General features: G+C 70.1%; 26 protein-coding genes. 5 read left to right on the top strand and 21 right to left on the bottom strand.

Features of this window, described 5'->3' with window-relative positions; all coding sequences use genetic code 11:
* The first annotated feature begins 138 nt into the window (after positions 1 to 138).
* On the top strand, positions 139 to 267 hold the full coding sequence (locus tag QNO26_RS02900) for a hypothetical protein (protein WP_257526114.1): 129 nt from the start codon (positions 139 to 141) through the stop codon (positions 265 to 267).
* Positions 268 to 411: 144 nt separating this feature from the next.
* On the opposite strand, the gene ccsB is transcribed toward QNO26_RS02900, so the two are convergent.
* From ccsB to QNO26_RS02870, 6 genes are all read right to left on the bottom strand, one after another.
* Positions 412 to 1,470 (bottom strand): c-type cytochrome biogenesis protein CcsB, encoded by a 1,059-nt coding sequence (gene ccsB, locus QNO26_RS02895; RefSeq protein ID WP_257526115.1) that lies wholly within the window; start codon positions 1,468 to 1,470, stop codon positions 412 to 414.
* Between the two features lie 92 nt (positions 1,471 to 1,562).
* Positions 1,563 to 3,275 (bottom strand): cytochrome c biogenesis protein ResB, encoded by a 1,713-nt coding sequence (resB, locus tag QNO26_RS02890; RefSeq protein WP_257526116.1) that lies wholly within the window; start codon positions 3,273 to 3,275, stop codon positions 1,563 to 1,565.
* The gene (locus tag QNO26_RS02885) at positions 3,256 to 4,002 is read right to left on the bottom strand and encodes a cytochrome c biogenesis CcdA family protein (RefSeq protein WP_257526117.1); all 747 of its coding nucleotides are present in this window, start codon (positions 4,000 to 4,002) and stop codon (positions 3,256 to 3,258) included. The genes resB and QNO26_RS02885 overlap by 20 nt, the downstream gene beginning before the upstream one ends.
* Positions 3,999 to 4,646 (bottom strand): TlpA family protein disulfide reductase, encoded by a 648-nt coding sequence (locus QNO26_RS02880; protein WP_257526118.1) that lies wholly within the window; start codon positions 4,644 to 4,646, stop codon positions 3,999 to 4,001. Before QNO26_RS02880 ends, QNO26_RS02885 begins: the two co-directional genes overlap by 4 nt.
* Positions 4,646 to 5,275 carry a histidine phosphatase family protein gene (locus QNO26_RS02875; RefSeq protein ID WP_257526119.1) on the bottom strand — a complete coding sequence of 210 codons (630 nt, stop codon included), beginning with the start codon at positions 5,273 to 5,275 and terminating at the stop codon, positions 4,646 to 4,648. Before QNO26_RS02875 ends, QNO26_RS02880 begins: the two co-directional genes overlap by 1 nt.
* A gap of 56 nt (positions 5,276 to 5,331) precedes the next feature.
* On the bottom strand, positions 5,332 to 6,021 hold the full coding sequence (locus QNO26_RS02870) for a DedA family protein (RefSeq protein ID WP_257526120.1): 690 nt from the start codon (positions 6,019 to 6,021) through the stop codon (positions 5,332 to 5,334).
* A gap of 97 nt (positions 6,022 to 6,118) precedes the next feature.
* On the opposite strand from QNO26_RS02870, the gene aspS reads away from it, so the two are divergent.
* A complete protein-coding gene (gene aspS / locus QNO26_RS02865) occupies positions 6,119 to 7,471 on the top strand; it encodes an aspartate--tRNA(Asn) ligase (RefSeq protein WP_257526121.1) in 1,353 nt (450 codons plus the stop codon).
* A gap of 19 nt (positions 7,472 to 7,490) precedes the next feature.
* Here aspS and QNO26_RS02860 read toward each other — a convergent pair whose 3' ends face one another.
* The 9 genes from QNO26_RS02860 to QNO26_RS02820 form a co-directional block, all read right to left on the bottom strand.
* Complete coding sequence (locus tag QNO26_RS02860; protein WP_257526123.1) at positions 7,491 to 7,979, bottom strand: Fur family transcriptional regulator; 489 nt, start codon at positions 7,977 to 7,979, stop codon at positions 7,491 to 7,493.
* Positions 7,980 to 8,046: 67 nt separating this feature from the next.
* Positions 8,047 to 8,970, bottom strand: coding sequence for an urea transporter (locus QNO26_RS02855; RefSeq protein ID WP_257526124.1), 924 nt, complete (start codon positions 8,968 to 8,970; stop codon positions 8,047 to 8,049).
* A gap of 21 nt (positions 8,971 to 8,991) precedes the next feature.
* Positions 8,992 to 10,062 carry an urease accessory protein UreD gene (locus tag QNO26_RS02850; RefSeq protein ID WP_257526125.1) on the bottom strand — a complete coding sequence of 357 codons (1,071 nt, stop codon included), beginning with the start codon at positions 10,060 to 10,062 and terminating at the stop codon, positions 8,992 to 8,994.
* Positions 10,029 to 10,664, bottom strand: a complete 636-nt coding sequence (gene ureG, locus QNO26_RS02845) for an urease accessory protein UreG (RefSeq protein WP_257526126.1) — start codon at positions 10,662 to 10,664, stop codon at positions 10,029 to 10,031. Before ureG ends, QNO26_RS02850 begins: the two co-directional genes overlap by 34 nt.
* A gap of 28 nt (positions 10,665 to 10,692) precedes the next feature.
* Complete coding sequence (locus tag QNO26_RS02840) at positions 10,693 to 11,415, bottom strand: urease accessory protein UreF (protein WP_257526127.1); 723 nt, start codon at positions 11,413 to 11,415, stop codon at positions 10,693 to 10,695.
* 10 nt (positions 11,416 to 11,425) lie between these two features.
* Positions 11,426 to 13,150, bottom strand: coding sequence for an urease subunit alpha (ureC, locus tag QNO26_RS02835; RefSeq protein ID WP_257526128.1), 1,725 nt, complete (start codon positions 13,148 to 13,150; stop codon positions 11,426 to 11,428).
* Between the two features lie 2 nt (positions 13,151 to 13,152).
* Entirely contained in the window at positions 13,153 to 13,626 is a 474-nt protein-coding gene (locus QNO26_RS02830; protein ID WP_257526129.1) for an urease subunit beta, read from the bottom strand.
* Positions 13,627 to 13,647: 21 nt separating this feature from the next.
* Positions 13,648 to 14,532 carry a sirohydrochlorin chelatase family protein gene (locus QNO26_RS02825; RefSeq protein ID WP_257526130.1) on the bottom strand — a complete coding sequence of 295 codons (885 nt, stop codon included), beginning with the start codon at positions 14,530 to 14,532 and terminating at the stop codon, positions 13,648 to 13,650.
* Between the two features lie 4 nt (positions 14,533 to 14,536).
* Positions 14,537 to 14,842, bottom strand: coding sequence for an urease subunit gamma (locus QNO26_RS02820; RefSeq protein WP_257526131.1), 306 nt, complete (start codon positions 14,840 to 14,842; stop codon positions 14,537 to 14,539).
* A 199-nt stretch (positions 14,843 to 15,041) separates the two neighbouring features.
* Here QNO26_RS02820 and QNO26_RS02815 point away from each other — a divergent pair, with 199 nt between their 5' ends.
* Positions 15,042 to 16,445: an MFS transporter gene (locus QNO26_RS02815; RefSeq protein ID WP_257526132.1), complete on the top strand. Its 1,404-nt coding sequence runs from the start codon at positions 15,042 to 15,044 to the stop codon at positions 16,443 to 16,445.
* Positions 16,446 to 16,468: 23 nt separating this feature from the next.
* On the opposite strand, the gene QNO26_RS02810 is transcribed toward QNO26_RS02815, so the two are convergent.
* The 4 genes from QNO26_RS02810 to QNO26_RS02795 all read right to left on the bottom strand — a co-directional run bounded on the left by QNO26_RS02810 (position 16,469) and on the right by QNO26_RS02795 (position 21,582).
* A complete protein-coding gene (locus QNO26_RS02810) occupies positions 16,469 to 19,984 on the bottom strand; it encodes an FUSC family protein (RefSeq protein ID WP_257526133.1) in 3,516 nt (1,171 codons plus the stop codon).
* Entirely contained in the window at positions 19,984 to 20,613 is a 630-nt protein-coding gene (locus QNO26_RS02805; protein ID WP_257526134.1) for a YoaK family protein, read from the bottom strand. Before QNO26_RS02805 ends, QNO26_RS02810 begins: the two co-directional genes overlap by 1 nt.
* A gap of 115 nt (positions 20,614 to 20,728) precedes the next feature.
* Positions 20,729 to 21,106: a fluoride efflux transporter FluC gene (locus QNO26_RS02800; RefSeq protein WP_257526135.1), complete on the bottom strand. Its 378-nt coding sequence runs from the start codon at positions 21,104 to 21,106 to the stop codon at positions 20,729 to 20,731.
* Positions 21,103 to 21,582 carry a fluoride efflux transporter FluC gene (locus QNO26_RS02795; RefSeq protein WP_257526136.1) on the bottom strand — a complete coding sequence of 160 codons (480 nt, stop codon included), beginning with the start codon at positions 21,580 to 21,582 and terminating at the stop codon, positions 21,103 to 21,105. The genes QNO26_RS02800 and QNO26_RS02795 overlap by 4 nt, the downstream gene beginning before the upstream one ends.
* 184 nt (positions 21,583 to 21,766) lie before the next feature.
* On the opposite strand from QNO26_RS02795, the gene QNO26_RS02790 reads away from it, so the two are divergent.
* Both QNO26_RS02790 and QNO26_RS02785 read left to right on the top strand, forming a co-directional pair.
* The gene (locus tag QNO26_RS02790; RefSeq protein WP_257526137.1) at positions 21,767 to 23,203 is read left to right on the top strand and encodes an MFS transporter; all 1,437 of its coding nucleotides are present in this window, start codon (positions 21,767 to 21,769) and stop codon (positions 23,201 to 23,203) included.
* A 72-nt stretch (positions 23,204 to 23,275) separates the two neighbouring features.
* Entirely contained in the window at positions 23,276 to 24,076 is an 801-nt protein-coding gene (locus QNO26_RS02785; RefSeq protein WP_257526138.1) for a tyrosine-protein phosphatase, read from the top strand.
* Positions 24,077 to 24,082: 6 nt separating this feature from the next.
* Here the strand turns inward: QNO26_RS02785 and QNO26_RS02780 are convergent, their stop codons facing one another.
* Positions 24,083 to 24,382, bottom strand: a complete 300-nt coding sequence (locus QNO26_RS02780; protein ID WP_257526139.1) for a Dabb family protein — start codon at positions 24,380 to 24,382, stop codon at positions 24,083 to 24,085.
* Positions 24,379 to 24,636: a glutaredoxin family protein gene (locus QNO26_RS02775; RefSeq protein ID WP_257526140.1), complete on the bottom strand. Its 258-nt coding sequence runs from the start codon at positions 24,634 to 24,636 to the stop codon at positions 24,379 to 24,381. The genes QNO26_RS02780 and QNO26_RS02775 overlap by 4 nt, the downstream gene beginning before the upstream one ends.

Genomic DNA, 24,636 nt, shown 5'->3' with positions numbered 1-24,636 from the left:
GTTGCGTCGTTCGGTGGGACGGTGTGTTCTTCGTCGACGTCCGTGGCCGATCAGGAGTCGAGCGTCCGGGTGCGGTTCGGGGTGAGGGCCGGGGCCGTGAGGTGGAGGAGACGGGGAGCGAACGCGAGGATGACCTCCATGAACGACATCGAGCAGTTCACCCTCGCCGAGCTGTCCATCCGGGTGTTCGCGTCGCCGGAGACGTTCGCCGCGCTCTACGACGACGTCCTGGCGCTTCTGGAGACGAAGTATGAGCGGAGCGCGTGAAGTCGCGTCGCAGGAGGACGTGACGGACAACGCGGAGGCTCTCGACCGCCTGCGCCGAGAAGCGGACGTCGCCCGCCGGTCGAGTTGAGCGACCGGTGGACCTGGCGGCATCCACTCACCCGCCCGGGGGCGGGTGCCGGTCGGTCAGTTCAGGCCACTGTAGGCGTGCAGCCCCTTGAAGAACTGGTTGACGATCGTGAAGTTGAAGATGACCGTCACGAAGCCGATGATCGACAGCCACGCCGAACGCACGCCGCGCCAGCCGCGCGTGGCGCGGGCGTGGATGTAGCCGGCGTAGAGCACCCAGATCACGAAGGTCCAGACTTCCTTCGTGTCGAAGCCCCAGTAGCGGCCCCACGCCTCGTTCGCCCAGATCGATCCGGCGATGAGGGTGAAGGTCCAGAAGATGAAGCCGATGATCGCGAAGCGGTAGGCCAGCGACTCGAGCGTGTCGGCGTTCGGCAGCGTGCGCAGCAGACGCGATCCGGCGCCCGGGGCGGCCAGCGACGCACTGTCGGTCTCGGCCAGACGCCGCAGCTTCGCCTCGCGGTGCACCTGGAACAGCTGCAGCACCGACAGGGCGAACGCGAGGGCGAAGAACGCCGTCGACAGCGAAGCCACGAACACGTGGATGACGAGCCACACGCTCTTGAGAGGGTCCATGAGCGGCTGCACCTCGACGTAGTACGCCAGGGTCGCCCCGCCCAGCAGAACCACGACCAGGCCGCTGACGAACGCGCCGAGGAAGCGCAGGTCGTACCGGAACAGCACGCCCAGGTACACCGCGACCATCAGCATCGTGCCGGTGAGGGCGAACTCGTACATGTTCGCCCACGGCACGCGCTCGGCGGCGATACCGCGCAGCACGTCGGCGGCGACGTGGAAGAGGAAGCCCAGCCACATCATCGCCGTGGCGATGCGGGCCCAGAGGTGCCGGGGGCGCTCGCTCGGGCGGGCCTCGACGTCGGTGGCGGATGCCGCGGGGTCCGGCGAACCGCCTCCGGCGGCGGATCCGGTGGCTCCCGCGGTCGCAGCGGCGGACACGAGCGTGCGGGCGCGGGTGTCCTGAGCCTTCACAGCCTGCTCGGAGCGGCGGGCCAGGTCCACCGCGTACGCGATGAAGGCCAGTGCATAGATCGCGATCGCGGTCCACACCAGCAGCACGGACACGTCGTCGAGCGAAAGCGCTTCGGTCGCAGGCATGGCATCCAGTCTACGTCGGGCGCGTCCCGGGGAACCGGGGCGCAGAGGGCGGAACAAGGGGGTGGAACGAGTGCGCGCGGGCGCGGGAACAGTCACTCGCGGGTTCGGAGACGGCTTTCGAGGGCGTCGCCGTGGCGGCGCGCCACGTCGTCGACCGCGGCGCGCAGCGTCGGGTCCTCGCCGCGGGCGAGGCCGGCGTACTCCAGCCGCACGGCGTCGCCGTCGACCGTCGCCTTCACCCACATGCGGCGGCGGGGAACGAACAGCGCCACCATCAGCCCGGTCGTCGCCAGCACCGCGAACAGCAGCACCCACGGCGCACCGACGTCGCGGTGGATCGACAGCGACGCGAACCGGGGCACCGACTCGGCGTAGCCGGCGACGCCGGCCGGCGACGTGTTCTCGAAGGTGATCGTCCCCCACCCGTTGGGCAGGTCGGCGGTCTCCCCCGGCGCCAGCTCGATCGAGTCGACGCCGATCGCGCGGCCGGTCAGCTGCTCCATGCCCTCGGGGTCGAGGGTGTACACCGAACGTGGCGTGCCGTCGTCGATGCCGAGGTCGCCGGCGTAGACGTCGAGGGTCAGCACCGGGTTCACCAGGTCGGGATAGACCGAGGTCAGCGCCCCGGTCCCGAGGGCGGCTGCCGTCGGGTAGAAGAAACCGACCATGCCGAGCTGCTCGGGCATGCCGTCGGGCACCTTCACCACGCCGAGCGACGTCATCGCGGCATCCTGGGGCAGGAAGGGCACCGACTCGCTGTAGACGACGTCGCCGTCGGCGTCTCGGATCGTGAGCGTCGGCGCGTAGCCGTTGCCCATCAGATAGATGCGGTCGCCCTCGATGTCGACCGGGTGGTTCACCCGCACCTCGGCGGGCTGCTCGTCGCCGCCGGGCACCCGCGTCGTCAGCACCGCGGCGAAGTCCCCGGCCTGACCGGCTCCCTGCTCGCCGACGGGCACGTAGCTGACCTGGAACTCCTCGAGGGTCATCGAGTACGGCGGCAGCGTCTCGGTGTCGACGAACCGTCCGGGGTTGAACGAGGAGTAGTCCGCGAGCGTGTTGACGAAGCTCTGTCCCTCCACCAGCACGTCCTGGCCGGTATAGGTGTACCCGCCGCCGACGCCCACCGCGATGAGCACCCCCACCAGGGAGGCGTGGAAGACGAGGTTCCCGGTCTCGCGCAGGTACCCGCGCTCGGCCGACACCGACATCGTCCCGCGGTCGTCGTAGCGCTCCACCCGATACCCGGCCTTGCGCAGCTGCTCGTCGGCGAGGGCGATCGCCTCGGCGGCGACGGCGTCGGCATCCCGCCCCTCCGGCACGGTGACGACCGCATCGGTGTGGTCGTCGAGTCGGGTCAGCCGTGCAGGCGTGCGCGGCGGGCGTGAGCGCAGCGCCTTCCAGTGGTGCTTGGTGCGCGGAATGACGCAGCCGATCAGCGAGATGAACAGCAGCAGGTAGATCGCCGAGAACCAGGGCGACGTGTACACGTCGAACATGCTCATCGCGTCGAGCACCGGATACAGGTCGGGGTTGTCGGAGCGGAACTGCGTGACGCCGTTGGGGTCGGCCGAGCGCTGCGGCACGATCGAGCCGGGAACGGCCGCGATCGCCAGCAGCAGCAGCAGCACGATCGCGGTGCGCATGCTGGTCAGCTGTCGCCAGCCCCACCGCAGCCACCCGGTTCCACCCAGCGCGGGTCCGCGGATGCCGTCACCGGCGCCATCGGCGTGATCGCTGGGGCGCAGCGGGCCGTCGATGGGCTGCTCGGTGAGCGTGCCGTCGTCAGAGCGGGAGCTGGACACTTCCGATCACCGCCCCGAGTCGCGACAGCAGGTCCGTCCAGACCCCGGTGACCATGAGCAGTCCGAGTGCGATGAGGAGCACCCCTCCCGTGATGTTGATCGCGCGGATGTGGCGCTTGACGAACGTGACCGAGCGGGTCGCCCAGCCGAAGCCGACGGCGAGCAGGATGAAGGGCACCCCGAGCCCCAGCGAGTAGGCCACCCCCAGGATGCCGGCGCGCACCGGGTCGCCCTGGTTGATCGAGATCGCCAGGATCGCCGTCATCGTGGGGCCGATGCACGGGGCCCAGCCGATCCCCATGGCGACCCCCAGCAGAGGGGCGCCGACGAGCCCGAGATTGTCTCTCGTGCGCAGGCGCACGGTGCGCTGGGCGACGCCGAAGAGGCCGATGAACACCAGACCCAGCAGGATCACCACCACGCCCAGCACCCGCGTGATCGGGTCCTGGAAGCGGATGAACAGCTGTCCGAGCGTGCCGCCGAGCACGAAGATCGCGACGAACACCGCCGTGAACCCGGCGATGAACAGCAGCACGCCCCAGAGCAGTCGTGAGCGTCCGCCCGCGCGCGCGCCGGCGCGCTCGGGCGCGGCGCCGCCGAGGAAGCCGAGGTAGCCGGGGACCAGCGGCAGCACGCACGGCGACAGGAAGGACACCAGCCCCGCGAGCAGCGCGATCGGGATCGCCAGCCACAGCGCACCGTCGAAGACGATCCCGAACGGGCTCACGGCGTCTCCGCGAGCGTGTCGCGCACCAGGGTGGTGAGGATCGAGGCGTCGGGGAGCTGCCCGATGATGCGCGCGGCCAGCCGCCCCTCGGCGTCGAGCACGAGCGTCGTGGGCACGGCCTGCAGCGACGTCACCTCGGCGAAGGCGAGCTTGAGGTCGGGGTCGCGGTGGGCGAGCACCGACGGGTAGGTGATGCCGTAGGTGCGATCGAACGATTCGGCGGTGGCGGCCTCGTCGTAGATGTTGACGCCGAGGAACGACACGTCGGCGTCGGCGAACTCCTCGTTCGCCTCCTGCAGGAACGGCGCCTCGGCGCGACACGGCCCGCACCCGGCGTACCAGAAGTTCACGACGACGACGTCGCCGAGCATGTCGTCGCTGGTGATCGTGCTGCCGTCCACGCCGGTGCCGGAGAAGACGATCGCCTCGTCGCGTGCGTCGAGCGCGATCTCGGTCGCCGCGAAGTCGCGGGAGACGAAGCCGGACGTATCACCCTCGCGGTAGGCGTCGACCAGGTCGTCGTTCTGAGCCGTGCAGGCCGCCAGCGACCCGGCCAGGGCCACCGCGGCGAGCGCCGCGGTGGCCGCGCGGAGCCGGCGGCGTGCGGAGCGGGTACGGGAGGACGACGCGCGTGCGGCGGGCATCACACCGCCCCCACGTCGACGGCGCCGTCCAGGCGGGCGGGCTCGGCGTAGGCGACCTCGGACCACTCGTCATCGGCCAGGTCGAAGCTCGTCACGCTCGACAGCGCGCAGCGCCGCTGAGTGGGGTTGTGGCGCAGCGCCGCCCCGGTCACCGAGAGATGCGTCACCCAGATGGGCAGCTGGTGGGAGACGATGACCACGTCACCCGATTCCGTCCGCTCCCATGCCTCGCGCATCGCCTCATCCATGCGTGCCACGACCTGCAGGTACGGTTCGCCCCAGCTGGGAAGCGCGGGAGCGAGCAGGTGGCGCCAGTTCCACGGGTTGAACATGGCCCGCTTCATCCGCCGGCCCTCGAAGACGTTGGTCGGCTCGATGACCCGCTCGTCCACGAGTGGCTCGATGCCGAAGATCTCGGTGAAGGGCTCCGCCGACTCCTGCGTGCGCTGCAGCGGCGAGCAGACGAGACTCCCCACCGGCCGGTCGAGCGATGCGACGTACTCGGCAGCCTGCCGCGCCATGCGGCGGCCGTCGGCGCTCAACCCGAATCCGGGGAGCCGTCCGTACAGCACGCGGCCAGGATTGTGGACCTCGCCGTGGCGCACGAGGTGAAGGCGATCGGCGGGCACCCGCCAAGTCTACGGTGGCCCGGTCTGTGCGCAGGCTGAGCGCGCGCTGAGTGCGGCTACACCGCGTCGGCGCCGGGGGTGCCGCGCGCGGCCAGCAGCGCGCGGACGCGCACGTAGATGAACCAGGCGACACCGATGGCCGTGACCGCGATGACGACGTACTGCAGCACGTCGGCGTACGTCTCGACGATGTGCCACTGCTCGCCGAGGAAGAACCCGGCGAGGACGAAGATGGTGTTCCAGATGAGGCTGCCGGCGGTGGTGAGCAGGCCGAAGCGCCACAGCGGCATCCGCGCGATCCCGGCGGGGATGGAGATGAGACTGCGGAAGATCGGCAGCATCCGCCCGAAGAACACCGCCTTGCCGCCGTGCTTGAGGAACCACGCGATCGTGCGGTCGATGTCCTCCGGGTGCAGCAGCGGCATCTTGTCCGCGAAGGCGGTCAGCCGGCGCGCGCCGAGCCAGGCGCCGATGCCGTAGAGCGCGAACGCGCCGACGACCGATCCCGCGGTGGTCCAGAACAGCGCTTCGAACAGCGTGAACCCGCCGCGACTGGCAGCCAGTCCCGCCATCGGCAGGATCACCTCGCTCGGCAGCGGCGGGAACAGGTTCTCCAGCGCGATGGCGGCGCCGGCGCCGATCGGGCCGATGGTGTCCATGAGCGACACCGTCCAGTCCGCCAGAGCGGTCAGCCAGCCGCCGTCCGAGGGGGCGGCGGCGGCGGCGATCACGGCGTCAGGCGTCATTCCTCCCACGATAGGGAACAGCGCGGCCGGAAACCTGGAGGATGCCCCCGAAGTGGGGTGGGGGCACGCCCCGTCCGCCCACGTAGACTGGTCGATCGTGAGTGAACGCGTTCTCGTCCAGCAGCTGCAGGGTCTCCCCGATGGACCCGTCTCGGTATCCGGATGGGTCGAGACGGTCCGCGACCAGAAGAAGGTGCAGTTCGTCATCCTGCGCGACGAGACGGGGGCGGTGCAGCTGGTCAACCCGGCCACCCGTCCGCCCGCCGCCGACGCGGTCGACGCACCCGAGCCGGATGCCGACAAGCTGGCGCTGACCTCGCTCATCTCCGAGCTGACCACGGGCACGTTCCTGACCGTCACCGGCGAGCTGAAGCACGACGAGCGCGTCAAGCTCGGGGGCGTCGAGATCAAGATCGGCTCGCTCGAGGTGGCATCCGCTGCTCTCCCCGAGACCCCCATCGCCGCCGACAGCGGCATGGACAAGCGCATGGACTGGCGCTTCCTCGACCTGCGCCAGCGCCGCAACAACCTCATCTTCCGCGTGCAGACCACGCTCGAGCACGCGATGCGGTCCTACTGGATCGAGCGCGACTACATCGAGGTGCACTCGCCGAAGCTCATGGCCTCCGCCTCGGAGTCCAACGCCGAGCTGTTCGAGGTCCCCTACTTCGAGGACAAGACCGCGTACCTCGCGCAGTCTCCGCAGTTCTTCAAGCAGATGGCCCAGGTCGCCGGCTTCGGCAAGATCTTCGAGATCGCCCCCGCCTTCCGGGCCGACCCGTCGTTCACCAGCCGCCACGCGACCGAGTTCACCTCGATCGACGCCGAGATCAGCTGGATCGACTCGCACGAGGATGTCGCGGCGATGCAGGAGGAACTGCTGCAGACGGCGATCCAGGCCGTCAAGGACAAGCACGGGGCCGAGATCGAGGAGCTGTTCGGCATCGAGGTGCAGGTGCCGGCGATCCCGTTCCCCCGCATCCCGCTGGCCGAGGCCCGCGAGATCGTGAAGAGCCGCGGCTACGACATCCCCCGCACCGATGGCGACCTCGACCCCGAAGGCGAGCGGCAGATCTCGGCGTACGTCGAGGAGACGTACGGCCACCAGTTCGTCTTCATCACCGACTACCACCCCGAGATCCGCGCGTTCTATCACATGCGCGACGAGCAGACCGGGCTGACGAAGTCGTACGACCTGCTGTTCAAGGGTGTCGAGATCACGACCGGTGCACAGCGTGAGCACCGCGTCGACGTGCTCATCGAACAGGCGCGCGAGAAGGGTCTGGAGCAGGAGCACCTCGAGTTCTACTTCGACTTCTTCCGCTACGGCGCCCCGCCGCACGGCGGCTTCGGCATGGGCCTGGCCCGCGTGCTGATGCTGCTGCTCGGGCAGGACTCGATCCGCGAGGTCACCTACCTCTTCCGCGGTCCCACGCGTCTGGCACCCTAGCCGCAGCCGGCACCCGGCCTCAGCGCGCGAGGTCGACGCACGTGGCGCATCTGCCGCTGAACGTGCTCTGATCGGGCGACCAGTCGAAGCCCGTCATCGCTCGCAGCGTCCGTCCTGCCGCGCGCAGCGCTTCCGGCGGCAGCATCACCACCGCGCCGCAGTCGGTGCACTGACCGTGCAGGTGGCGTCGCCGACCCCCGGTCGTGGCCAGGTGGTAGCGCGCGGCCCCGCCCGGCACGTGCTGCCGCGAGACCACACCGGATGCCGCGAGCAGGTCGAGGGTGCGGTACACCGTGGCGCGGTGCACGTCCCCGTCGCCGAGGAGGGCGGCCACGTCGTCGGCGGTCAGGTGGTCCGCTCGGGCGGCGAGCACCGAGAGCACCGCGCGGCGCGGCGCGGTCACCCGCTCGCCGCGGGACCGCAGCGTCGAGATCGCCGCACGGAGGTCCTCGCCGCGCGCCGCCGCATGCAGCGCATCGTGCTCGGGGAACGCCGAGGACTCGGACATGCCCTCATGGTGTCACCGGCCCTGCGCTTCCTCTACCCCATGTCGAGCGCAGAGCCGATGGCACCGGTCACGAGCGTTTGAGACCCGGGATGTAGTGCGCGACGATGAGCGCGACCCACGTGGTGAGGATGTACGGCCAGGTGTAGGTGTCGAGGCCTGCCCGGTGCATGACGAGGGTCACGACCGCGGTCACCACGATCCACGGCAGCGAGTACAACCATGAGCCGGTGCTGCTCTTCAGGAACGTCACGGCCAACGCGATGGCGGTGAGCACCCCCGAGTAGTTCGCCAGCCCGTTGGCGATCTCGCTCCAAGTCTCCCCCATCGCGATGGCCGTCAGCGTGCCGACGAACGATCCCATGATCGCCGCGAGCCCCACCTTCCAGCTCGCGATGAACAGGCCGAGAAGGATCAGCGCTCCCGCGATGGGACTGTCGACGAGTACCACCTGTGAGACGTTCGTCAGCAGCGAGAGCAGGAAGGCCGGCAACGGCTCGTCGGGGAGATCCGACGGCGACGACGCGACCGCGAGGCTCAGCGTGGACAGCGCGATGATCGTGGCGACGATGACGAAGGGCGCGGTGGTGTAGGGCAGGTTGTAGACCTTCAGCGGCGTCTTGGTGAACAGGGCGTTGACGAGCCAGGTCACCGGACCGGTCGCGACACCGCCGACGAAGGCCAGCACGTACGACCACCATGCGTCGCCGCCGAGCGCCGCGAAGACCGCGGCGCCCACGAGCGTGCCGCAGAAGGACTGCATGCCCGCTTCCACGCTGCTGGGCGGGAACCCGACCGCGCGGCCGCCGAGCATGCCGCCGATCGCGCCGATCGCCGCCAGCACGCCCATCCGCCAGTCCGCGACGACGAAGGCCGCGAGCACCAGGATGCCGGTGATGATGTTGATCTGGAAGTAGATCTGCGATGGACCGTGGAGGAACCCCAGGCCCCATTGCCTGCCGGACGTGCGCTTCTCCGTCTGCGTGTCGGTCATGACATCCTCCCCACGAAGCTGTTACTTGCGGATGAGCGGGGCGGGTCGCCCCGTGAGCAGTTCATGCATCGCAGCCGCGGCGGCCGTCTGCACGCGCAGCGAGACGACGGTGTCGTCGCCGGCGTAGCGCAGCCATGCGCCCGTGTCCCCCGGCAGCACGCTGACGCCGAAGCGTGCGGCGGCGTCGCCGGATGCCGCGACCACGGCACCCACGGCATCGTGCAGCACCTCCGCGACCCGTGCGGCGGGCTGCAGCGGTGTGACGACGTACAACGACGCCACGATGTCGCGGCCGCCGAGCACCGCATCTCCGCCGACGCGGCCGTCGCGGGGCACCAGCCGCACGCGGTCGATGGCGACGGGCTCACCGCCCTGGTCGTCGGGACGGCGGACGTCGAGGTCGCTCGCATAGGCACTGAAGGCGTACCGCTCACCGCGCGTCAGGCGGCCGGCGTACACCGTCTCGCCGACCAGCAGGGTGGCATCCGGATGAACGCGCGCCGTCAGCTGTTGATAGAAGCGCGAGTCGACATACGGGATGAGGGGGTCGGGGAGGTACTCCACGTATGCACCCTCGGCAACGTCGATGTTCACGATCGACGTCGCGTAGCCCGAGACCATCCGGTACACCTTCGTGTGCGCCTGCGTCGTGATGAAGGCCGAGGTCCCCTCGCCGAAGGTGAGGTCCATGCGCTGACGGTCGTTGTGCAGAATGCCGCCGCCGGTCGTGATGAGGTACGTATACGGCATGTCGGGCCGCAGGGTGTTGTAGTACAGCGGCTTCATGATCTGCAGCGGAGCCTTCTGGTAGTGATGCACCAGCTCCGTGCGCTGCGCGTCGCCCCGCCCGCGCAGCGCGAATCCGAGTTCGAGGATGCCGACTTTTCCCGGGCTCCCCACGGGCAGCGTATAGCTCTCGGTGCCGTAGCGGGCCACCTCGATCGGCACGTGCGTCGGCTCGAAGTGGGCGGGCTGCAGGCGCGGCCCGCCGTACAGCGGTGCCGGCTCCGGCGTCGGCGACGACGACTCGGCATCCACCTCGCCCACCTCGAGATCGGTCACGAGACCAGCTCGCCCGTCTTCGCGTGCCACACCGACATGATCGTGTCGAAGAGCTCCTGCACCCCGGTGCCGTCGAGCGAGTTGGTCAGCACGACCGGCTTGCCGCTGCGCACCGCGTGGGCGTCGCGCTCCATGATCGACAGATCGGTGCGCACGTACTGCGCGATGTCGATCTTGTTGATCACCAGGATGTCGCTCTCGGTGATGCCGGGACCGCGCTTGCGCGGCATCTTCTCCCCCTCCGATGTGTCGAGCACGAACACGAACACATCCGCCAGCGACGGCGAGAAGGTGAGCGTCAGGTTGTCGCCGCCGGATTCGTAGATGAGGGTGTCGATGTCGGGGAAGCGCTCGAGCATCTCCTCCCCCGCGGCGAGGTTCATGGTGGGATCATCGCGCACTGCGGTGTGGGGGCAAGCGCCCGTCTCGACACCGACGACGCGCTCGGGGTCGAGGATGCCGGCGAGCTCCCGTCGCACGTGGTGGGCGTCCTCCTGGGTGTAGATGTCATTGGTGATGACGCCCGGCGTACGGCCGCTGGCGATGAAGATCGGCACCAGCGCCTCGGTGAGCGCGGTCTTGCCCGACCCCACGGGGCCGCCGATTCCGACGCGCAGAACGTTGTCGCTCATGTGTTCCTCTTTCCTTGCCTTCGTGTGCTCAGTTGGTGAAAAGTCGCGCCTCGGCGCGCTCGTGGCCGGCCGACATGATGTCGCCCATCGGCACGAAGCCGCCGATGTCGGCGACCGGGCGCACCAGCGCGTCTGCGGTCACCGCCTCGATGACCGGGTGAACACGCCGGATCATCACCTGCGCCGACCGGTGGTCGGCCAGGCGCAGGCGCAGAGCGGCGAACGCATAGCTCGCGGCGAACGCGAACAGGTCCGCCGCCACCGCCGCGGCGATCGGCACCCGTTCCGCCGCGTAGCAGACAGCCGTCACGACGGGCTGACAGCCGGGCGTGCGGCGCTGCTTCACCCGTGCCGCCCAGGCCGCGATGTCGTCGGCCCCCGGGGTCCCCTCGAAGATCTCCGCGGTGATGTCGGCGAGCTGCCTGCCGCTTCGCACACTGGATGTGCGCAGCTCCGCATTCAGCTTCGACGCGAACAGCACCCGGTCGATCTCCGCGACCGCGTCCCACTCGCCGCGCGACGCGCAGCCGTGCGCCCGCGCGAGCGCCGTGGCGTCGCCCGGGCCCACCGCGGAGATCAAGAGATCCTCGAGCAGGTCGCCCACGGTGCCGGCATCCACCAGCCCGGCCTGGTGGAACCCCTCCAGGCCGTGCGACATCGTGTAGAACCCACTGGGGAACGCGGAGTCGGTCAATTGCAGGCCGACCAGCAGCGGTGCCACCGCCGACCCCGCGCTCGTGATGATCGTCATCTCGTGGCGATCACGCAAGGAAGAACAGCTGCGTCAGCGGCAGCGACTGGGCGGGCTCGATCTCGGCCGGAACGCCGTCCAGCGACACCCGGTACGTCTCCGGATCGACCGTGACCTCCGGCGTCTCGCTGTTGCGCACCATGCTGCTCTTGCCGATCGAGCGGGTGTTGCGCACCGGCAGGATCTGACTCTTCAGCCCGAGCTTCTCCGGCACCCCCTTCTCGATCGACACCTTCGACACGAAGGTCGCCCTCGTCGCGTGAAGCGTCTGGGGCAGGGCACCGAACGCCGGACGGAAGTACACCGGCTGGGGCGTGGGCAGCGACGCATTGGGGTCGCCCATCAGGCCCCAGTTGATCAGCCCGCCCTTGATGACCACCTTCGGCTTCGCCGCGAAGGTGTCCACCGGCCACAGCACGATGTCGGCCATCTTGCCGGGCTCGAGCGAGCCGACGTAGTCCGAGATGCCGTGGGTGATCGCGGGGTTGATCGTCACCTTCGCGAGGTACCGCAGCACCCGGAAGTTGTCGTTGTCCTCGGCATCCTCCGGCAGCTTGCCGCGCTTGTCCTTGCAGTGGTGCGCCGTCTGGAACGCCCTCGTCACTGACTCGCCGATACGGCCCATGGCCTGCGAGTCCGACGAGAACATGGAGATGACGCCCATATCCTGCAGCACGGTCTCTGCCGAGATCGTCTCGGCACGCACGCGCGAGTCGGCGAACGCGACGTCCTCCGGCGCGTCGTACGACAGGTGGTGGCACACCATCACCATGTCCAGCAGCTCGTCGACCGAGTTCACCGTGTACGGCAGCGTGGGGTTCGTCGAGGACGGCAGCACGTTGGACTGTCCGGCGATCTTCATGATGTCGGGGGCGTGGCCGCCGCCGGCACCCTCGGTGTGGTACGTGTGGATCGTCCGCCCGTTGATGGCCGAGATGGTGTTCTCCACGAATCCCGACTCGTTCAGGCTGTCGGTGTGGATGGCGACCTGGATGTCGTACTCGTCGGCGATCTGCAGTGCCATGTCGATGGCGGCCGGGGTGGTTCCCCAGTCCTCGTGCACCTTCAGCCCGCCCGCGCCTGCTTCGACCTGGTCGATGAGAGCCTGCGGCAGCGAGCTGTTGCCCTTGCCGTGGATGCCCACGTTGATCGGAAGGTCGTCCCACGCCTGCAACATCCGGTGGATGTTCCAGGTGCCCGGCGTGCACGTCGTGCCGTTGGTGCCGTCCGTGGGCCCCGTGCCGCCTCCGAAGAGGGTCGTGATGCCGTTGGAGAGCGCGTTGTACACCTGCTGCGGGGAGATGAAGTGCACGTGCGGGTCCATCGCGCCGGCGGTGGCGATGAGGTGCTCGCCAGCGATCACCTCGGTGCCGGGACCGACGACGAGGTGGGGGTCCACGCCCTTCTGAGTCTGAGGGTTGCCGGATTTGCCGATTCCCGCGATCTTGCCGTCCCGCACGCCGATGTCCGCCTTGACGATGCCGAGGATGGCATCCATGACGATCACGTTCGTGATCACGAGATCGAGCGACCCCTGGGAGGAACTGGCCTGGGGGTCTGCCCCCATGCCGTCACGGGCGGACTTGCCGCCGCCGTACACGACCTCATCGCCGTAGCTGTCGGCGGCGTAGTCCTTCTCGATCTCGATGACGAGGTTCGTGTCGGCCAGATGCACTCGGTCGCCGACGGTCGGACCGAAGAGGTCGGTGTACTGCTTCTTGGAGATGATGGCCATGGCTACTTGCTCCCCTTCTTGCTTCCGGATGCGTTCTTGTTCGCTTTTCCGTTTCCGGATGTCTTCGCGGTCTTGGCCGGAGCGTTCGGGGTGCTGTCGGCTTCGCCGTCCTGGTAGCCGCGCTCGACGAGGAGCTTCAGCGCCTCGACCTTCGTCTGCGGCGCGTCCAGACCGCCGTTGACGAACCCGTTGAAGCCGATGATCCGGCGCGCGCCGGCGAAGGCCACCAGTGTGACCTGCTTGGTCTCGCCCGGCTCGAAGCGCACCCCGCTGCCTGCCGGGATGTCCAGGTGCATCCCCCACGCCTGCTCGCGCGGGAAGCGCATGGCCGAATTGACTTCGAAGAAGTGGAAGTGCGAGCCGATCTGCACCGGCCGGTCGCCGGTGTTCGTGACATTCATCGTCGCCGAGGGCCGACCCTCGTTGATCTCGATCGTGTCGGCACCGTGGTGGTAGCTGGGGCGTCTGCTGAGCATGATGTTCCCTCCGGTTACGACTCAGTGGTCGTGGTCGTGGTGCGCGTCGGAGAGCGCCAACGCGTCGCTGTCGTGATGGTGCACGTGGGCGTGAAGGCCCCCGTGCGTGTGGGAGTGCCGCGTTCCGTCGGCGTGGTCGTGCGGGTGGGGGTGGGCGTGGGCGTCCCCCTCGAACGCGTGCGAGTGGGCGTACCCGTGGCCGTGGTCGGCGAGGAGCCCCGCCTCGATGCCGTCGTCACCGTCATCGAGGGCGGCGAGCGCGTCGCGCACCCGGGTGCCGATCACCCGCACGATCGACGCGTCGCTCATCAGCGGCCCGCCGAATTCGGCGTCTGCTGCGGGCAGCGAAGCGGCGAATCCCGCGGGAACCGCCACGACGCGCGTCGCGCCGAGCGTGCGCAGCCGCGCCGCTGCTGCCGAGATCTGGGCGCCGTCGTCGGCGATCGCCACCGCCACCTCGTCCAGCGCGCCGTGCGTGGCGACGAGATAGGCCACGCGGTGCAGCTCCGCCTCGTCGAACGGGTTGGAGTGCGGCGCGACGATGAGCAGGGCGGATGCCGGATCGACGAGGCTCGCGCGATTGGCTGCGGTGCGCAGCCAGGCGGTGAGATGGTCGATCTGGCCGAAGGGCGCGGCCAGCGCGAGCCGCCCGGGATGCGTGCGGTTCAGCCAACGGAGCGTCTTGGCCGCATCGGCGACCATGGCGGGGTCCCGCCCGAAGGTCATCGGGAGCACCACGACGCGGTCGCCGTGGTCGAGTGCGGCGCGGGCGATGTTGTCCAGCGCGCGGCCCGCGACGGTCGTGCGCGCCCCACCTGCGAGCGGCTCGAACCGTTCGAGGTCGCGCGCGTCGTCGCTCTCGTGTCCACCGACCAGGACGACCTGCACTCCGGTGGCGCCCGTCATCGTGTCAGCCGCCGATGGGATCGTGGCAGGAGACCAGCTTGGTGCCGTCGGGGAAGGTCGCTTCGACCTGCAGCAGCGTGACGCGCTCGCGCACCCCGTCCATGCACTGGTCGACGGTGACGATCTTCTTGCCGAGCTCCATGCAGTCCGAGACGGTCTTGCCGTCGCGGGCGGCTTCGAGAACGCCTTCGGTCACGAGGGCGATGGCCTCGCTGACATTGAGCTTGGTGCCGCGATCCCGGCGGCGTCGCGCGAGCTCCGCGACCTGGTAGACGTACAGCTTGTCGATCTCTCGTGGCGTGAGGTCCATTGCAACTCCTGACATCAGATGAGGGAGGAGGCGCTCCGACGTGTCTGCGTGGGGCGTCGATAGGGGGTCAGCATTACACGCGAAGACGGGTGTGACCAGGCCCGTCGTCGACCGTTCCAGCGCTCCTGCGACGAGGTCGCAGGAGCCCTGGGCATGGCCCTCCGGCGGGGCTATAGTCGAGGCCTCGAACGGGGGTCGCATGGTCAGATCGGGGAGTGTCGCGGGCGGCTGGCTGATCCTCGTCTGCTGTCTGTCGCAGTTCCTGCACACCGTGTACGGCAGCGTCGCGAACATCGCCCTCCCCGACATCTCGCGGGATCTGGGTGCCGGAATCGACTCGCTGCAGTGGGTCGTCAGCGCATATGTGCTCACCCTGGCGAGCCTGCTGATCTTCGCGGGGAACCTGGCCGATCGCATCGGGCGGCGCCGTGTGCTGGTGCTCGGCAACGTCGTGATGATCACCGGCTCGATCATCTGCGCCGTCAGCACGTCCGTGCCGCTGCTCATCGTCGGGCGGGTGATCCAGGGCGCAGGCAGCGCCCTGATCGCACCCGCCGGACTGTCGCTGCTTGCGGCGGCGTTCCCCGAGACCGCGCGCCGCGCCGTCGCCGTCATGTGGTGGACGACGATCGGCACCGCGTCGCTCGCAGCCGGCCCGATCCTCGGCGGACTGATCGTGAAGGACCTCGGCTGGACCTCGGTCTTCTGGGCAGGCGTGCCCCTGGGAGCGGTCGCCTCGATCCTCGCCGTGGTCCTGCTGCAGGAGTCCCGCGCCCAGCATCCGGCGCCGCTCGACGGCGTGGGACAGCTGCTGCTGACGCTCTTCCTCGCCGCGATGGCCTTCGCCCTCATCGAGGGCGTGCACCTCGGCTGGACCTCGGTGCCGGTGCTCGTGGCGATCTTCGTGGCGGTGGCGTCGCTGGTCGCTCTGGTGCCGTACGAACGACGTCAGCCGGATCCGCTCCTGCCCCTGCATCTGCTCACCGACAGGCCGTTCGTCACCGCACTGACGATGGCGATCGCCGGCTACCTGTCGCTGGCGGCACTGCTCTTCCTCAACACGTTCTACCTGCAGTCCGAGCGGGGGCTGAATGCCACGGCGGCGGGTCTCATGACGATCCCGCTGGCCGCCGGCGCGACGGCGTCCGCACTGTGGGCCGCCCGCCTCGTTGCGCATCAGCGCTCCCGCGCCGCCCTCATCGCCAGCGGCGCGCTCATCGCCATCGGCGCCGCGGGCCTGTGGCTGACCGAGAGCGCCCCGCTGTGGACCGTGATCGTGCCGTACTTCGTCTTCGGGTTCGGTTTCGGCCTCATCGCGGACCCGGTGAGCGTCACCGCGCTCTCGGAGCTGCCCACCGAGGAGTCCGGCCTGGCGTCGAGTCTCATCTCCACGTCCAAGCAGACCGGCCAGCTGCTGGGCATCGCCGGCGCCGGATCGATCCTCGCCGTCGCCGGCACATCATCGGATGCGGTCGCGTTCGACGACATGGGCGGGTGGGTGTGGGCGGTGCTGGTGGCGGCGGGGGCGCTCATCGCCGTGCTCGCCGTCAGCACGCCACGCACGCACATCCCCGTGCCCCGCAAGCCCGCCGCCGTGCACTGAGCCCAGCTCAGCGCTGAGCCGGGTCAGCGCGACGCGCGGCGGCGACGGCCGATGTCGGCGGGCACCTGCGCGGTCGTCCCGTCGGGAGGGTCCACGGTTCCGGGGCGGATCGACTCGATCAGTGCGAGCACCGACTGGTTCAGGCGCGTCAGCTGGATGAGCGCGTCCGCTGCAGGCCCCTCGCCCGTTCCAGGGTTGAGCGCGAGATCGGCCAGGGGGTGCAACCTGCTGGGCAGAGCGCCTCGCAGCACCTCCTGGAGGGCCGCGAAGTTGTCGTCGGACATCTGCGCGAGACGCGACCACTGCGCGGTGTCGGCGGGGCTGTCCGCGCGCGGTAGCCGCACGAGCGAGCGTCCCAGGCGCCGTTCGTAGTCGAGCACCGACCACAGCGCCGTCAGCTGCGCTTCGATGCCGTCGGTGCGCAAGGAGCCGGGGTCCCGGCGCAGCGGAGCCGCCCGCATCTCCAGCGATCGCAGCTGGCCGGCCAGCTCGCGCTCGCGCTCGGCGACCTGCTGTGGGGTCAGCGCCTGCTCCCCCCTACGCGCGGCGAGCAGGTCCGACATCAGCGCCCGCGCCCGCCCCACAGTAGACGTCATACCCGCCGCGACCTGCGACCCGGTGCGGGTGGGCAGCAGCAACGCGGAGATCACGATGGCGACCACGCCGCCGACGAACGTCTCGAGCATGCGCGCCTGCACGGTCTCCACGCTCAGCGTGCCCATCACGTCGTACATGGTCGCCAGCCCCAGCGTGATCCAGAAGACCATCGCCGCCGGCGAGATGGAACGGGTGAAGGCCACGAAGAAGACGCTCACGATCAGCAGCGGGTAGGCCCAGAGCGGATCGTGCCCCGCGACGATCGCCAGCCCGAACGCGATGCCGGAGGCGGCGACGGTCGCGACGATGCGCTGGATGCTCTTGACCCGGGTCTCCCCGTCGGAGCCGCTGATGGTCTGAAACGCGGGCATGGCCGCCCAGTACTGATGCGTCGACGAGACCAGCGAGCCGAGGAGCAGCGCGATCCCCGTCGCGGCGGTCGCCTGGGCGGCCTGCCGGTCTGTCGGCCGCAGCGCACCCGTGCGCTGCGGCGGTGGCGCCGGGTGCGCTGCGGCGCCCGACTTCTGCGCGGCCCCCGGGCCGGGGTCCGTATCGGCCGCGGCTTCCGGGAGGGACTCCAGCGCCTTGTCGTCGGCCAGCTGCAGACGCCGCAGGCGCTCGACGGCATAGCGCAGCTGCATGATCGAGAACAGCACCCGTCGCACGTCGCTGGTGAGCCCCGGGGGCAGCTCGAGGTCCTTGCGCGAGCGCTCCGGCGGCGCGGCCGAACCGCGGAAGGCCGAGATCTCGGCGCTCGTGGCGACGAGGTCGCCGGCCAGGCGCGCACGCTCGTCGACCGTGATCGCGATGCTGGGGACGACCGGCAGCAGCGTCAGCAGGTTCTCGGCCGCCAGCTGCACGTCGAAGATGCGCATGCGCAGCACGCGCACCCGCATCGGATTCATCTGATCCCCCGACATCCGCTCGAGCGGCCCGTTGATGTCATCGACCGTATGCTCCAGCGCGGTACGGGCTGAGCGCAGCTCCCGCACCAGACGCCGGTCGGGCCGGCCGCTGGACACGAGATCGACGAGCGTGTCGAGAAGGTCCTCGATGCGCTCGTACACGGCCGCGATGCCGGCGTGCACCTGCCTGGCTGGCGGCGCGCCGGGGATCGCCTGCACCAGCCAACTCGCCGCCAGCCCGACGATCGCCGCGAGCAGCGAGAAGAGGATGTCCTGCGACGACAGGTGCACGAGCAGGCTGAAATAGAAGATCAGGAAGAACAGCTGTCCCATCGCCCCCACGCGCGGGCCGAAGCGCCGCAGCCAGACGGCGAGTCCCGCGGCGAGCGCCATCGACACCACGATGACGGGCTGATCCGCCGACAGCAGGGCACCGAGCACGACGGCGAGGGACACCGGGATGATCGAGACGAGCGCCCTCACCGTGCGCGCGGCGGGCGCGGCCTGCGCAGCGGCAGCGGGCGTGGTGAACAGCGCCACCATCGCGGCGAACACCGCACCACTCTGGTCGCCCGGTCCGAGCACCTGCGATAGCGGGATCACCACCGCCAGCGCGAGGGCCACCGCCGCCAGTGTGCGCAACGCGTCGATCAGACGTGCCCAGCCGGGGTCGATGAACAGGTGGCGCCGGCGCAGCCAGCGTGTCAGGCGGGAGGGCCTGCGGCCGGGATCACCCTCGACCGGCGCCCCCAGGATCGGCACCCGCGCGCCGACATCCGAGGCGGCGAACAGCTCGGCGGGGGTCGCGTCGTCCAACGGGATGCCGTCGGGCGTCGCCGCCGTGCCCCGGTACACGGGCTGGTAGTCGAGGTCCCTCGATATGAGTGCCAGCAGCCACTGCGACTGCACCTCGAACGGCAGCCACTGCACGTAGCGCCGGTAGGCGTCGGCCGTGCCGGGGTCGGCAGAGCGCTGCGCCGCCGCACCCGGCGCGGCCGCGGCGGGACCGGCATCCGTCGGCGCCGCACCGGCACCGGGCGCGACGAGTGCGCCGATGCGCTGCTGCACCGTGAAGAACCGCACCACCCACGGGTCGAGCTTGGCGGCGCGGCCGCCACGTTGCAGGACAGCCATGGCCGCGGCGAAGTCCTCTGCCGACACCGGCTCGGGGTTCTGCGGCGCCACGCGTCCCAGCATCCGCAGCAGTGCCGCCCGCAGGTCGTAGAACTGCTCGGTCAGCCGCGCGAGTCCGGGCTCCTTGGCGGGGTCGCTGCCCGTCGGCAGCCCCCACCGCAGCGCCCCGATCACCCCGGAGGTCATGTACAGCGAGAAGGGCAGCGAGAACTGGTCGCGGCCGCTCTGGAAGTAGTAGGCCACGGGGTTCTGCGACAGGCCGTCGGAGTAAGCCGCGAGCGAGTCGGCGATGGCGCCCAGCTGGCTGTCCAGGCCGCGGGCCTGACCATCGGGGAAGAACGGCGCGAGGGTGTCGACGGGTGCGACGACCCCATGCCCGGCGTGGAAGAAGTTCGACGAGAGCGCCCGCAGCGACTGGACGACGCCGTAGATGTTGCTGAGGAAGGCGATGATGAACGACAGCAGCAGCACGTCCGCCATGGCCTCGCTCACCGTCAGCAGGTCCAGGATGGGTCCGCCGGGCGAGATGTTGTCCACGCCGACGGTCGAGAACTGGCCGACGCTGAGGTAGAGCGCTCCCCAGTAGTCCTGCGGCACGCCGGTGGAGATCTGCAGGTCTCCGGCCAGCATCGCGCCGTAGTAGATGAACGAGAACCCGAGGATGATGCCGGTGACCCACCAGAGAATGGACGAGACGATGAGCAGGCCGGTCACCTGGCGCAGCACCACGGGCCGCCACCGACGGCGGATGCGCCGCGTTCCCGCGCGGATGAGGACCCACTCCCAGCGCACGACACGGTGAACGAACAGCCCTGCCTCGTCGTAGTTGAGCACACTGAGGAAGACGTCGAGCAGCGTCGCCGCCAGTACGACGATGCCCAGGACGATCCATACGACCTCCATCACGCCGCCTCCCTCACCTGTCGGTGCCCGACCGCCGTTGCGAGCCCCGCCACCGCTGCGGCGACCAGCAGCCCGGGGGCGAGTCCGTGCGGCGAGAGCAGTGCGCCGACGAAGGCGCCGGCGCACAGTAGGACGATGGCTGCCAGGCGCCTCGCCACTCCGGAGCCCCGGGCACCCAGACCGAGGAACAGGCTCATGCCCACCCCGACCGTGGCACTGCTGACGGCGATGGTGATGAGCCCGGGCACTGCCAGACGCATCGCCTCGGCGCCCTGCGCCCCCATCGCTAATGCCATCGCGGCGGTCGCGGCGAACGCCCCGGCGTCGAGCCGGTGGGGCTGCCAGAATGCGGCGAACACCGCCACGGCCGTGAGCGTGCCGGCGACGGCGGCGAACACCACGGTGGTGCGCCGCCCCCAGCCCGGAGCCGCGTGGCGGGCCGTCGCACCGACGACGCCCGCACCGATGAGGAACCACGCCAGGGCGAACAGGGAGGGGAACCAGTGGCTGCCTCCGGCGCCGACGATCCCCATGCCCACGATCAGCACGTTTCCCGTCATGTTGGCGGTGAAGACCCCGCTGAGCACCACCCAGCTGAGCGCGTCGACGATGCCGGTGCCGAAGGTCACCGCCAGCAGGCACCCGGTCAGGGTGCGCGCCCGCCCCCGTCCCCGCGCACCGTCAGCCGCGGCCGCGGGCGCAGTGGCAGGACCGGACGGCACGGGGGTCACCGCCCGTGCCGCGTCACAGGGCTCGGCCGATCGCCAGTCCGACGACGGCCAGCAGCACCGTGAGGATCAGCATCCCCAGCGAGTTGGCGAAGAAGCGTCCGTACGTGCGCTTCTGCAGCATGTGCACGGTGTCGACCATGGCGGTGCTGAAGGTGGTGAACCCGCCCATCACCCCGCCGCCGAGGATCGTGAGCCATGCGGCATCCAGCACCGAGGAGTCCGACAGACCGGTGAGGAACCCGAGCAGCAGCGAGCCGACGGAGTTGATGACGAAGGTGCCCCACGGGTAGCCGGAGGACACGCGGCGCATGATCAGCCCATCGGTGACGAACCGCAGGGCCGCTCCCAGGCCACCGCCGACGACCGCGAGGAGGAAGACTCCGACGGTCATGACGCGCCACCCTTCGTCGCGGGGGCGGGTCTGGCGGGGAAGGCCACCCCGGCCAGCCACACTCCGAGCCAGGCGGTCAGGATGCCGCCGATGAGCGTGCCGAGCGCATAGGCGACGCCGATGAAGCCGTCGGTCTCCACGAGCAGCGCGCTGTTGGTCGCCAGCGAGCTGTAGGTGGTGAAGCCGCCCATGATGCCGGTGCCGGCGAAGAGGCGGAAATCGCGCCTGCCGGGTGTCTCGGGCTTGCGGGAGGCCAGCGCCGTGAGGAGGAATCCGAGGAGGAAGGGACCGAGCAGGTTGGCTGTGAGCACCGCCCACTCATCCCCGCGCTGCTCGGGGATCGCGACGGTGAGCCCGAGTCGTGCGGCCACCCCGACCATGCCCCCCAAGAAGACGAAGGCGATGAGCTTGGGCTGCGCGAACGCGGGCGTGGGGTGGTGCGGTCTGCTGTCTGTGGCATGCTCTCTGACCGTCATGGCGGTGAGCATAGTGACGCCCCGACACCGCGACTAGGGGGGTCGGTGGCGGCCTGCCGGTGCCGGCGGAGGGTAAACTGGAGGTTCGCTCGCCCCCTGCGCGAGGTGGTCGCACGACTCTTCCGCTGCGGTCCGAGGCTCGAAACCTCCGGCATCTCTCACCCAGACACCCGGAGGTTTTTCCATGTCTTCACCCCTGTCCCCGCGCACCCGCTGGTGGGCCCTCGCCGTGCTGTCGCTCACACAGCTCGTGGTCGTCCTCGACGGCACGATCGTGAACATCGCGCTGCCCCAGGCCCAGGCCGCCCTCGACCTCACCGACAGCGCACGCCAGTGGGTCGTCACCGCCTACGCCCTCGCGTTCGGAGCGCTGCTGTTTCTGGGCGGCCGCATCGCCGACTACTGGGGCCGCAAGCGCACCTTCATGGTGGGCATGGTGGGCTTCGGCATCGCCTCGCTGTGGGGCGGGCTGGCCCAGACCGGCGCCGAGCTGATCCTCGCCCGCGGCCTGCAGGGCGTGTTCGCCGCACTTCTGGCGCCGGCGGCCCTGGCCCTGCTGACGGTGACGTTCCCGACGGGACGGGACCGCAACACCGCCTTCGCCGTGTTCGGCACAGTCGCCGGCGCGGGCGCGGCTGTCGGGCTCGCGCTCGGCGGCCTGCTCACGGAGTTCTTCAGCTGGCGCTGGTGCCTGCTGGTGAACCTCGTCTTCGTCGTCGTCGGCCTCGTGGGCGCGGCACTGTTCCTGCGCGAGTCCAAGGCGGAGGGCGAGAACCGGTACGATATCCGGGGCGCAGTGACGGTGACCCTGGGGCTCGGCTCGCTCGTCTACGGCTTCAGCCTGGCGGAGTTCGGCTGGGGCAATCCGGCGACCGTCGGCTTCCTCGTCACCGGTGTCGCGCTGATCGCCCTGTTCGTGTGGATCGAGACGCGCGCCGCCAACCCCCTGCTGCCGCTGCACGTCGTCACCGACCGTGTGCGTGCCGGCGCCTTCCTCATCCAGGCCGTCGCCGGCAGCGTCATGATCGGGGCGACGCTGTATCTCACCTTCCACCTGCAGCTCGTCCTCGGCATGACGGCACTGACGGCGGGCATGGCGAGCCTGCCCCTGCCCCTCGCGACGATGCTCACTGCGCCACTGGTGACCTCGCTGCTGGGGCGCATCGGCCCGCGGCCGCTCATGATCACGGGTCCCGTCGTCGTGGCTGGGAGCCTGCTGCTGCTCTCCCGTATCACCGGAGGCTCGTACGCGCTGGAGGTGCTCCCCGCGCTGATCGTGATGGGGGTCGGGATGGCGTTCATCTTCGTGCCCCTGCAGAACCTGGCACTCGCCGGCGTTCCCGCGCACGATGCCGGCGTCGCGTCCGCGACGGCCAACTCGGCCATGCAGATCGGCGGTTCCATCGGGCTGTCGGTGTTCACGGCGGTGTACGCCTCGGTCGTGGGACCCCACGGGTCGGGCCTGCCCTCCCCCGCTGTGCTCGTCGAAGGCTACAGTGCGACGTTCGTCGCCGCTGCGATCGGGATGATGGCGGCGGCCGTGATCGCGATCGTCTTCGTACGCAATCGCCGGACCGACCGCCTGAGCATCGACGGCCCGACGGCCGACGCACACCGCTAGACCGACCCCCGGGCAGCCTCCTCCCCGGGGGCGGCCAGGGCGTGGGCCCGCGCGCCGCGTTAGGCTCGGCCCATGATCGACAGGCTCGAAGGCACCGTCAACTTCCGCGATGCCGGCGGGATGCCGCTGCGGGGCGGAGGCTCGACGGCGGCGGGCGTCCTGTTCCGCTCCGACGCGCTGGGCGGACTCACCGCCGACGGCCTCGGGCAGCTCGCCGAAAGCGACATCGAGGTGATCGTCGACTTCCGCACCCCCTTCGAGCAGCAGATGGCTCCCGACCGGCTGCCCGCCAGCCGCGCCTTCCACACCGTCCGGCTGCCGCTGCTGGAGGGCGCCCTCACCGGGCTCGCCCAGCAGGCGATGCAGATGGGACGGCAATCGGGCGACCGGGGTGCTGCGGAGCAGGCGATCGCCGACGCCCTGGAGCAGCTCCCCACCCTGGAGGAGATCTACGCGCGGATGCTCGAGCACGGCGCCACCGCATTCGCCGAGGCCGCCCGCACGGTGGCGGCTCCCGTCGAGCAATCCTCGGGGGTGCTCCTGCACTGCACGGCGGGCAAGGACCGCACCGGCGTCGCCATGGCCCTCATCCTCGACACGGTCGGCGTGGAGCGTGACGCGATCGTGGCGGACTACACCGCCTCCGAGCGCAACCTGTCCGGCGCGTGGGCGGACCAGATGTTCTCCCTCGTCACCGGCATGGGCGTGCCGCTGACACCGGCCCTGACCACGCTGATCGCCGGCGCACCGGCATCCGCCATCGAGGCGGCACTGGCCTGGGTCGACGAGCGCGGCGGATCGGAAGCGTATCTGCGTGCCGGGGGACTCAGCGAGGACGAATCGGCGGGGCTGAACGCGCGCCTGCGCGGCTGAGGCGGCTCAGACCTCGAAGTCCACGGCGGCGCGGTCGGAGCGCAGGCCGCCGATGAAGGCCGCGACCTCTTCGTGCGCGGGATGCACCTGGTAGGCGTCGAGACCGGCGGCGTCGTCGAAGTCCGCCACCAGCACGAGGTCCCAGTTGCCGGGAAGGTGCAGTGCCTCGGCGCCGGCGCTCATGGCGCGCAGCGACGGCACCACGCCCACGAGCGCGGTGAGCCGGCGCGCGGCCTCGGCAGCCTGCGCCGAGCGCACGGCGGGGTCAGCATCGGCGAGCTTGAACGCCGCGACGTGACGGATCATCGGGAGACCTCCTCGGTCAGTGCGGCGCGCAGCCGGTCGGGCGAGACGCGCCAGTGGGCGTGCAGCCGACCGTCGACGAGGACGACCGGGATCTTCTCCCACCACAGGTCGTGGAGAGCCTGGTCGTCCTGGATCGACAGCTCGTCGACGGTGACGCTCTCTTCGGGCAACTCGGCGACGACGGTCTCGACGACCTCCCGCGCCACGTCGCAGAGGTGGCAGTCGGGCTTGGAGATGAGGGTGAGCCTGGTCAC

The organism is Microbacterium sp. zg-Y1090 (assembly GCF_030246945.1).
In the GTDB taxonomy this organism is placed as follows: domain Bacteria; phylum Actinomycetota; class Actinomycetes; order Actinomycetales; family Microbacteriaceae; genus Microbacterium; species Microbacterium wangruii.
Note: the sequence above shows the minus strand (reverse complement) of the source record. Positions and strands in the feature narration are given on the sequence as shown.

Bases quoted from the DNA above. Each gene is read 5' to 3' on its own strand.
- QNO26_RS02900 (WP_257526114.1), top strand. From the start codon at position 139: ATGAACGACATCGAGCAGTTCACCCTCGCCGAGCTGTCCATCCGGGTG.
- ccsB (WP_257526115.1), bottom strand. From the start codon at position 1,470: ATGCCTGCGACCGAAGCGCTTTCGCTCGACGACGTGTCCGTGCTGCTG.
- QNO26_RS02880 (WP_257526118.1), bottom strand. From the start codon at position 4,646: ATGCCCGCCGCACGCGCGTCGTCCTCCCGTACCCGCTCCGCACGCCGC.
- QNO26_RS02870 (WP_257526120.1), bottom strand. From the start codon at position 6,021: ATGACGCCTGACGCCGTGATCGCCGCCGCCGCCGCCCCCTCGGACGGC.
- QNO26_RS02860 (WP_257526123.1), bottom strand. From the start codon at position 7,979: ATGTCCGAGTCCTCGGCGTTCCCCGAGCACGATGCGCTGCATGCGGCG.
- QNO26_RS02855 (WP_257526124.1), bottom strand. From the start codon at position 8,970: ATGACCGACACGCAGACGGAGAAGCGCACGTCCGGCAGGCAATGGGGC.
- ureG (WP_257526126.1), bottom strand. From the start codon at position 10,664: ATGAGCGACAACGTTCTGCGCGTCGGAATCGGCGGCCCCGTGGGGTCG.
- QNO26_RS02840 (WP_257526127.1), bottom strand. From the start codon at position 11,415: ATGACGATCATCACGAGCGCGGGGTCGGCGGTGGCACCGCTGCTGGTC.
- ureC (WP_257526128.1), bottom strand. From the start codon at position 13,150: ATGGCCATCATCTCCAAGAAGCAGTACACCGACCTCTTCGGTCCGACC.
- QNO26_RS02830 (WP_257526129.1), bottom strand. From the start codon at position 13,626: ATGCTCAGCAGACGCCCCAGCTACCACCACGGTGCCGACACGATCGAG.
- QNO26_RS02825 (WP_257526130.1), bottom strand. From the start codon at position 14,532: ATGACGGGCGCCACCGGAGTGCAGGTCGTCCTGGTCGGTGGACACGAG.
- QNO26_RS02820 (WP_257526131.1), bottom strand. From the start codon at position 14,842: ATGGACCTCACGCCACGAGAGATCGACAAGCTGTACGTCTACCAGGTC.
- QNO26_RS02815 (WP_257526132.1), top strand. From the start codon at position 15,042: ATGGTCAGATCGGGGAGTGTCGCGGGCGGCTGGCTGATCCTCGTCTGC.
- QNO26_RS02810 (WP_257526133.1), bottom strand. From the start codon at position 19,984: ATGGAGGTCGTATGGATCGTCCTGGGCATCGTCGTACTGGCGGCGACG.
- QNO26_RS02800 (WP_257526135.1), bottom strand. From the start codon at position 21,106: ATGACCGTCGGAGTCTTCCTCCTCGCGGTCGTCGGCGGTGGCCTGGGA.
- QNO26_RS02795 (WP_257526136.1), bottom strand. From the start codon at position 21,582: ATGACGGTCAGAGAGCATGCCACAGACAGCAGACCGCACCACCCCACG.
- QNO26_RS02790 (WP_257526137.1), top strand. From the start codon at position 21,767: ATGTCTTCACCCCTGTCCCCGCGCACCCGCTGGTGGGCCCTCGCCGTG.
- QNO26_RS02785 (WP_257526138.1), top strand. From the start codon at position 23,276: ATGATCGACAGGCTCGAAGGCACCGTCAACTTCCGCGATGCCGGCGGG.
- QNO26_RS02780 (WP_257526139.1), bottom strand. From the start codon at position 24,382: ATGATCCGTCACGTCGCGGCGTTCAAGCTCGCCGATGCTGACCCCGCC.